General features: G+C 69.1%; 4 protein-coding genes. All 4 read right to left on the bottom strand.

Going from position 1 to position 6,652, the window contains the following annotated elements; all coding sequences use genetic code 11:
• Nucleotides 1–330: 330 nt before the first annotated feature.
• The 4 genes from AC07PA_RS32320 to AC07PA_RS32305 all read right to left on the bottom strand — a co-directional run bounded on the left by AC07PA_RS32320 (nt 331) and on the right by AC07PA_RS32305 (nt 6,595).
• On the bottom strand, nt 331–2,133 hold the full coding sequence (locus AC07PA_RS32320) for a gamma-glutamyltransferase family protein (RefSeq protein WP_494610256.1): 1,803 nt from the start codon (nt 2,131–2,133) through the stop codon (nt 331–333).
• A gap of 122 nt (nt 2,134–2,255) precedes the next feature.
• Nucleotides 2,256–3,812 carry an alkaline phosphatase D family protein gene (locus AC07PA_RS32315; RefSeq protein ID WP_494610257.1) on the bottom strand — a complete coding sequence of 519 codons (1,557 nt, stop codon included), beginning with the start codon at nt 3,810–3,812 and terminating at the stop codon, nt 2,256–2,258.
• Between the two features lie 10 nt (nt 3,813–3,822).
• Nucleotides 3,823–5,352 (bottom strand): GGDEF domain-containing protein, encoded by a 1,530-nt coding sequence (locus tag AC07PA_RS32310; RefSeq protein ID WP_494610258.1) that lies wholly within the window; start codon nt 5,350–5,352, stop codon nt 3,823–3,825.
• Between the two features lie 268 nt (nt 5,353–5,620).
• The gene (locus tag AC07PA_RS32305) at nt 5,621–6,595 is read right to left on the bottom strand and encodes an NADPH:quinone oxidoreductase family protein (RefSeq protein WP_145699281.1); all 975 of its coding nucleotides are present in this window, start codon (nt 6,593–6,595) and stop codon (nt 5,621–5,623) included.
• Between the last annotated feature and the right edge of the window lie 57 nt (nt 6,596–6,652).

Genomic DNA, 6,652 nt, shown 5'->3' with positions numbered 1-6,652 from the left:
CTGGTCAAAGACCGCAGATGACATCCTCGCGAGTGTCGAGAGATTTTGCCTGCGAACTTCTAACTCACGACACTAGCTTGCCGCAGCTGTCTGAGCGGAGTTCGAAGAACGCAGCGAGTTCTGCGGCACCACCCCAGTTCCGAGCATCGCAGGTTGCCCGCAGCGAAGCGGAGGGACGCAGACTGGGGGTCGCCTTCTCTTTGGTGACTTTCTCTTGGCGACGCAAGAGAAAGTTACTGCGCTGCCGGGCGCACATCCCGGCCCCCGCCCTTCAACCAGGCAAACCGCACGATTCCAACGGACGGGACCGACGATGCATGAAGAACCAGATCAGTCCCCCATCACCACCCCTTCACGCCGCGGATCCGCCCCCCCAAACCACAGCTTCTTCCCATGCGCATGCCCCCGCGTGATGGCTTGCAGCCCACTGGTCATGTTCATCTCCCGCACCTCCGCCCCGCGCGCCCGCAAGGTCTCCACCGTGAGCGGAGGGAAACGCTTTTCCTCCAGCAGCGAGGGCCCGTTCATCGAACCGAAGTTGGGCAGGTTGATCGCCTGCTGCGGCATCAGCCCCCAGTTGAACACCCCGTACAGCGTCTTGGCCGTGTAGTGGATGATGGCCGCGCCACCCGGGCTGCCGCCGCTCATCAGCAGCTCGCCCGTGGCCTTGTCGAACACCAGCGTGGGCGACATCGACGAGCGTGGCCGCTTGCCCGGCTGCACGCGGTTGGCGATCGGCTGGCCCTGGGCGTCGGCCGGGGCAAAGCTGAAGTCGGTGAGCTCGTTGTTGAGCAAAAAGCCCTTGACCATCTGGCGCGCGCCGAACTGGTCCTCGATGGTGGTGGTCATGGCCACCGCATTGCCCGAGGCATCGACGATGCTGATGTGGCTGGTGCCGTACTCGGGCTGGTCGGGCATGGGCGCGTAGCTGGTGGCCACGGCGCCGGGCGGCTTGCCGGGCTGGGCGACCTTGAGGCTCTGCGTGCCGATGAGCTTGGCGCGCTCGGCCAGGTAGGCCGGGGCGATCAGGCTGGTCCAGCTGCCGGCGGGCGGCTGCACGAAATCGGGGTCGGCCACGTACTGGGCGCGGTCGGCAAACGCCAGGCGCGCGGCGTCGGTGTACAGGTGCAGCCAGTCAGCCGTGGGCAGGTCGTTTTCGAGCGGCATGGCGGCCGCATCGGTGTTCTTCAGGATGCCCAGGATCTGCGCGATGGCGATGGCGCCCGAGCTGGGCGGCGGAAAGCCGCACATGCGGTAATTCTTGCTGGCCACCTGGTAGTCGTGGCACAGGGGCTCGCGCTTCCTGGGCTGGTAGCCGGCCAGGTCGGCCAGGCTGAGCTTGCCTGGGTTGGTGGGGTGCTTTTGCACCTTGTCCACGATGGCCTGGGCGATCTCGCCCTCGTGCAGGGCCTTGCTGCCCTCGGCCGCGATGCGGCGCAGCACGGCACCGAGCTCGGGGTTGCGCAGGTTGAAACCCACGTCGCGCGCATCGCCATCGGGCTTGTAGAAGTAGGCCGCTGCCACCGGGTCCTTCTTGAGGTGGGCGTCGGCTGCAGCCAGGGTGTTCAGCCGCGCGCTGACCTTGAAGCCGCCTTCGGCCAAGGTGATGGCAGGCTGGAATAGCGTGGCCCAGGGCAGTTTGCCGTGCTCCTTGTGCGCCATCTCCAGCATGCGCACGGTGCCGGGCACGCCCACCGAGCGGCCGCCCACGACCCCGTCGTGGAAGGGCACGGGCTTGCCGTCCGCGCCGAGGAACAGTTTTTCGTCGGCGGCCGCCGGTGCCGTTTCGCGGCCGTCATAGGCCTCCACCTTGGTGCCGGCGCTGTGCAGCAGGAAGGCGCCGCCACCGATGCCGCTCGATTGCGGCTCGACCAGTGTCAGCACCATCTGCACCGCAATCGCCGCATCCAGGGCCGAACCACCGGCCTTGAGGATCTGGTAGCCGGCATCGGTGGCCAGCGGGTTGGCGGCGGCCACGGCGAACTTTTCGGTGGCCCAGCCGGGCTTTTCGGTGTAGCCCGAGGAGCCTTCGGGCTGGGCCGGCACCGCGTATTCGAACCGCGGGGCACTGGTGCAACCGGCCAGCAGCGCGGCCAGGGCCAGCAGGGTCAAGGTGGGGGTGGTCTTGCGCATTGCTTGTCTCCAAGGGGGCTGGAATACGGGCCATGGTAAGGCGCCTGCACGGCGGCCGCGCGCTTTTTTTACAGGATGCTACAAGCGCCCGAAAGGGTATTGCCGGAGGCTGGCCGCCTTGCTCAGGCCGGCACCGGCCCGGCACGCCGGTCTTCCACGACGAAGCGCGCCAGCGTGCTGGCGCCGCTGTCCTCGCGCAGCGGGTCGTCCAGCACGCGCAAGCTGGTGGTCCAGCGCCCAGGGGTGATGTCGGCCAGGCCATAGCCGCGCTGCTCGCAGCGGGCCAGCAGCACATGGGGGCTGTGGCGCACCACGGCGTCCACCTTGTCCTGCGTGCTGCCCGAGCGCGAGCTGATGGAGGTACCGCAGAACTCGCTGGCGATCACCGGGGCATCGGGCCGCGCCGCGTCGGCCAGCACACGGCAGACGTAATTCTGGTGGATGTCGCCACCCAGCAGCACGGTATTGCGCGGGGCATGCTGCGTGATGGATTGCAGCAGGCGGGTGCGTGCGGCCGGGTAGCCGTCCCAGCTGTCGGTAGAGACCACGCCCGAGGGGTAGTGGCGCGGCGAGAACAGGGTCTGCTGCGCGATCACGCTCCAGCGGGTGCGGCTGTCCCGGGCATCGCTGGCCAGGCCCGTGTCCAGCCACTGCTCCTGGGCCGTACCCAGAAAGCTGCGGGCGGGTTCGGCCAGTTCGGCACAGTCCCTGGGGCGCACGGCGCCGGCACCGCTGGCACTGGCGGTGCGGCAGGCCTGCAGGCTGCGGTACTGGCGGGCATCGAGCACATGCAACTGCGCCAGGCGGCCCCAGGGCAGGCGCCGGTACAGCTGCAGGGCCGTGTAGTCGCGCTGCACCAGGCTGGAGGCGCGCAGGGGCATGTTCTCGTAGAAGGCCTGCCAGGCGGCGCTGCGCTGGGCCAGGAAGGCGGCGGGATCGCCCTTGCCCGTGCGACCGGCGTAGTCGTTCTGTACCTCGTGGTCGTCCCAGGTCACCAGCCAGGGGCAGGCGGCGTGGGCGGCCTGCAGGGCCGGGTCGCTTCGGTGTAGCGCGTAGCGGTCGCGGTAGTCGGCCAGGGTGGTGGCCAGGCGCAGGCCGTGCACGCGGGCCAGGCCCGAGGTGTCCCTGGGGCTGGCGTACTCGTAGATGTAGTCGCCCAGGAAGAGCACCAGGTCCGGCGCATCCGCGCGCACATGGCGCCAGGCCGCATAGTGGCCATGCTCCCAGCGCTGGCACGAGGCAAAGGCCAGGCGCAGACGTTCGGGCAGGGCATCGGCGGCGGGCGCGGTGCGTGTGCGGCCGGTGGCGCTCACCGCGTCGCCATGCATGAAGCGGTAGTGGTACCAGCGGCCCGGCGCCAGGCCGGCCAGTTCGACGTGCACGCTGTGGCCCAGGCCCGGATGCGCCGTGGCCTGGCCGCGCTGCACGATGCGCTGAAAGCCGTCGTCGTCGGCCAGTTCCCAGCGCACGGTGAAAGCCTGGCTGGCGTGGCTGTCGTCGGGGATCAGCCGGGTCCAGAGCACCACGCCATCGGCACTGGGGTCGCCGCTGGCCACGCCCAGGGCGAAGGGGTTGGCCTGCTGGCGCTGCGGCTGGCCCCAGGCACAGCGGGGCAGGGCGGTGGTGGCTGCGCCGTGGGCGGCCAGCAGCAGGAATGCGCGGCGCTGCTGGGGAGTCACCGGCGGGGGCTCATGCAGCCATCACGCGGTTCTTGCCCGAGCGCTTGGCCAGGTACATGCTCTGATCGGCGCGCTTGATCGCGTCGAAGCTGCTCTCGCTGTCGTGCAGCTGGGCCACGCCCGCGCTGAAGGTGATGAGGATCTTCTCGCTGCCCTGCAGGAAGAAGCGCGTGGTCAGCTCGCGCTGCAGGCGCGTCATGGCGGCCACGCCGGCGTCCACGGTGGTGTCGGGCAGCAGCAGCACGAACTCCTCGCCGCCGTAGCGGGCCAGCAGGTCCTGCGGGCGCATCACCTCGCGCGTGACCTGCGCCAGGTGCACCAGGGCGGCATCGCCCACGCTGTGGCCCAGGCGGTCGTTGATAAGCTTGAAGTTGTCGATGTCCAGCAGCGCAAAGCACAGCGGTGCACCCAGGCGCCGGGCGCGGGCGATCTCGCGCTCCATGGCCTCGTCCAGGCCCTTGCGGTTGAGGCTGCCGGTCAGCGGGTCATGCCGCGCCTGGGCGCTGGCACGATCGAGTTCCTGCTGCAGCTTGGCGACTTCGGCGCGCTTGACCTCGGTGCGTTCGCGCAGGTCCAGCAGCTCGGTGTGGGTGAGCTTGGTGTCGAGCGCCATGCTGCGCGTGGCGGTCATCACCTCCTCGAGCACGGGTGCGATCTCCTGCAGGCTGCTGGCCTTGCCGATGAGGTCGGCGCAGCGCTCCATGGTGCCCTGGTAGGTGGTGCTGGAGGCCGTGATCTGCGCCAGGCGCTCGATAAAGGTGGCCAGCAGGTCCTTCATCTGCTCCTGGGCTTCCATGGAGCGCGCCTTGGCCTCGGTCTGCTTGAAGATCACGTCCTTGAGGCGCAGCTGCACGTCGTCGAGCCGGCGCAGCGTGAGCGGCGGGGTGGAGGCGGTCATCAGCGCCTCGGCCTGGCCCTGCAGCCAGCGGTCGTCGGCGCTGAGCACGGCGATGTTCTCGAACACCATGTGCAGCAGTTCCAGCAGCCCGGCGCGGATGGCCGCCTGGTCTTCCGTGGCGAACGACAGCCGGTAGGTGAAGTTGCCCAGCATCAGCATCAGCGTGGGGATGAGGGGGGCGGGCTCGCGCAGGAAGGTGGTGAGCTGGGCGGCCATCTCATGCACGCGCGCATCGTCCTCGCCCAGCGCGGGCAGGGTGTTGTCGATCAGGCGGGCGAGCAGCTCGGCCAGGTCCTCGGGCAGCGTGGCGGCAGGCGCCGCGGTGGGCAGCTCCACCGGCGAGGCGGCGGCAGGGCTCAGGCCCAGGTTGGCGTAGCCCACGAGCACGCTCTGCAGGCTGCTCCAGTCCTTGTTGGCGACGGCCTTCTCGAACTGGCCGAGCAGGCGCTTTTGCGCCGGGGTCTGGGCGGGGATCAGCCGCAGGATGCCGGCCAGCTGGGCCTCGGGAAACGGCGCGGCACTGCGCACACCAGCGATCTCATCGTAGATCGCCAGGTAGTTCTCGGGTGTCGGGGCCAGCCGGCGGGTCGAGAGCTGCTTGAGCGTTTCGCGTGCGATTTCGTAGGGTTGACGGTCGGCCATGGGCGGGCACCAGTAACAGGGGCTGCGATGAACCGCGAGTTTGACACAGCGCCATGTTTCCCGTCGCGAGCGCCGCCCAGGGCGTCAGTTTTTGGTGTCAGTTGTTCATTGCGCTGTGTGCCACACACGACGCATGAAACTGGCACGACCAACGCCAGTGCCCCCGCGCAAGGGCCGCCCCGCCGCGCTGGGGGCGTCCCCCTCCCAGATTGCGAAGCAATATGAGAGAGGGGGAAGGCGCGAAGCGACTCAGGGGGGGCATTTCGCTTCAGTTGACCATGACCAGCTTGCCCATCACGCCGCGCGAGCCCATGTGGGCGTAGGCGGCAGGCAGCTCGGCCATGGGCATGGTGCGGTCGATCACGGGCTTGATCCTGCCCTTGGCATACCACTGCGCCAGCTCGCCCATCATCGCGGCATTGGCCTTGGGCTCGCGCTTGGCGAAGTCACCCCAGAACACGCCGACGATGGAAGCACCCTTGAGCAGTGCCAGGTTGAACGGCAGCGCGGGGATGGGGCCCGAGGCAAAGCCCACCACCAGGTAGCGTCCGCGCCAGGCGATGGAGCGGAAGGCCGGCTCGGCGAAATCGCCGCCCACGGGGTCATAGATCACGTCCGGGCCCTTGCCGTCGGTCAGGGCCTTGATGGCCTCGCGCAGGTTGTCCTTGCTGTAGTTGATGGTGGCGTCGGCCCCGATGGAGGTGCACAGCGCGCATTTCTCGTCGCTGGAGGCGGCTGCGATCACGCGCGCGCCCATGGCCTTGGCGATCTGGATGGCCGACGTGCCCACGCCGCCTGCGGCGCCCAGCACCAGCACCGTCTCGCCGGCCTTGAGCTGCGCCCGGTCCACCAGCGCATGGTAGGAGGTGGCGTAGATCATGATGAAGGCCGCCGCATCCACGTGCGAGAAGCCCGGCGGCAGCGGCATGCACAGGGCGGCCGGTGCGATGGTGTGGGTGCCGAAGCCACCGGTGCCCGACAGGCAGGCCACGTTCTGGCCCACCTGCAGGTGGGTGACGCCTTCGCCCACGGCCTGCACCACACCCGCGTACTCCGAGCCGGGCACGAAGGGCAGCGGCGGCTTCATCTGGTACTTGTTCTGCACGATCAGCAGGTCGGGGAAGTTCAGGCTGGCGGCCTTGATCTCGATCAGCACCTCCCCCGCCTTGGGCGTGGGCGTGGGCAGTTCGGTCCAGGCCAGGGCCTCGACGCCGGTGGGGTTGGTGCAGAGCCAAGCGTGCATGGGAAAAGTCTCCTGTCAGTGATGCGCCGGATGATAGGCGCGCCGTCGCGGCCCGTG

The sequence above is a fragment of the Acidovorax sp. GW821-FHT09B03 genome, from assembly GCF_059418305.1.
Note: the sequence above shows the minus strand (reverse complement) of the source record. Positions and strands in the feature narration are given on the sequence as shown.

Bases quoted from the DNA above. Each gene is read 5' to 3' on its own strand.
- AC07PA_RS32320 (WP_494610256.1), bottom strand. From the start codon at position 2,133: ATGCGCAAGACCACCCCCACCTTGACCCTGCTGGCCCTGGCCGCGCTG.
- AC07PA_RS32310 (WP_494610258.1), bottom strand. From the start codon at position 5,352: ATGGCCGACCGTCAACCCTACGAAATCGCACGCGAAACGCTCAAGCAG.
- AC07PA_RS32305 (WP_145699281.1), bottom strand. From the start codon at position 6,595: ATGCACGCTTGGCTCTGCACCAACCCCACCGGCGTCGAGGCCCTGGCC.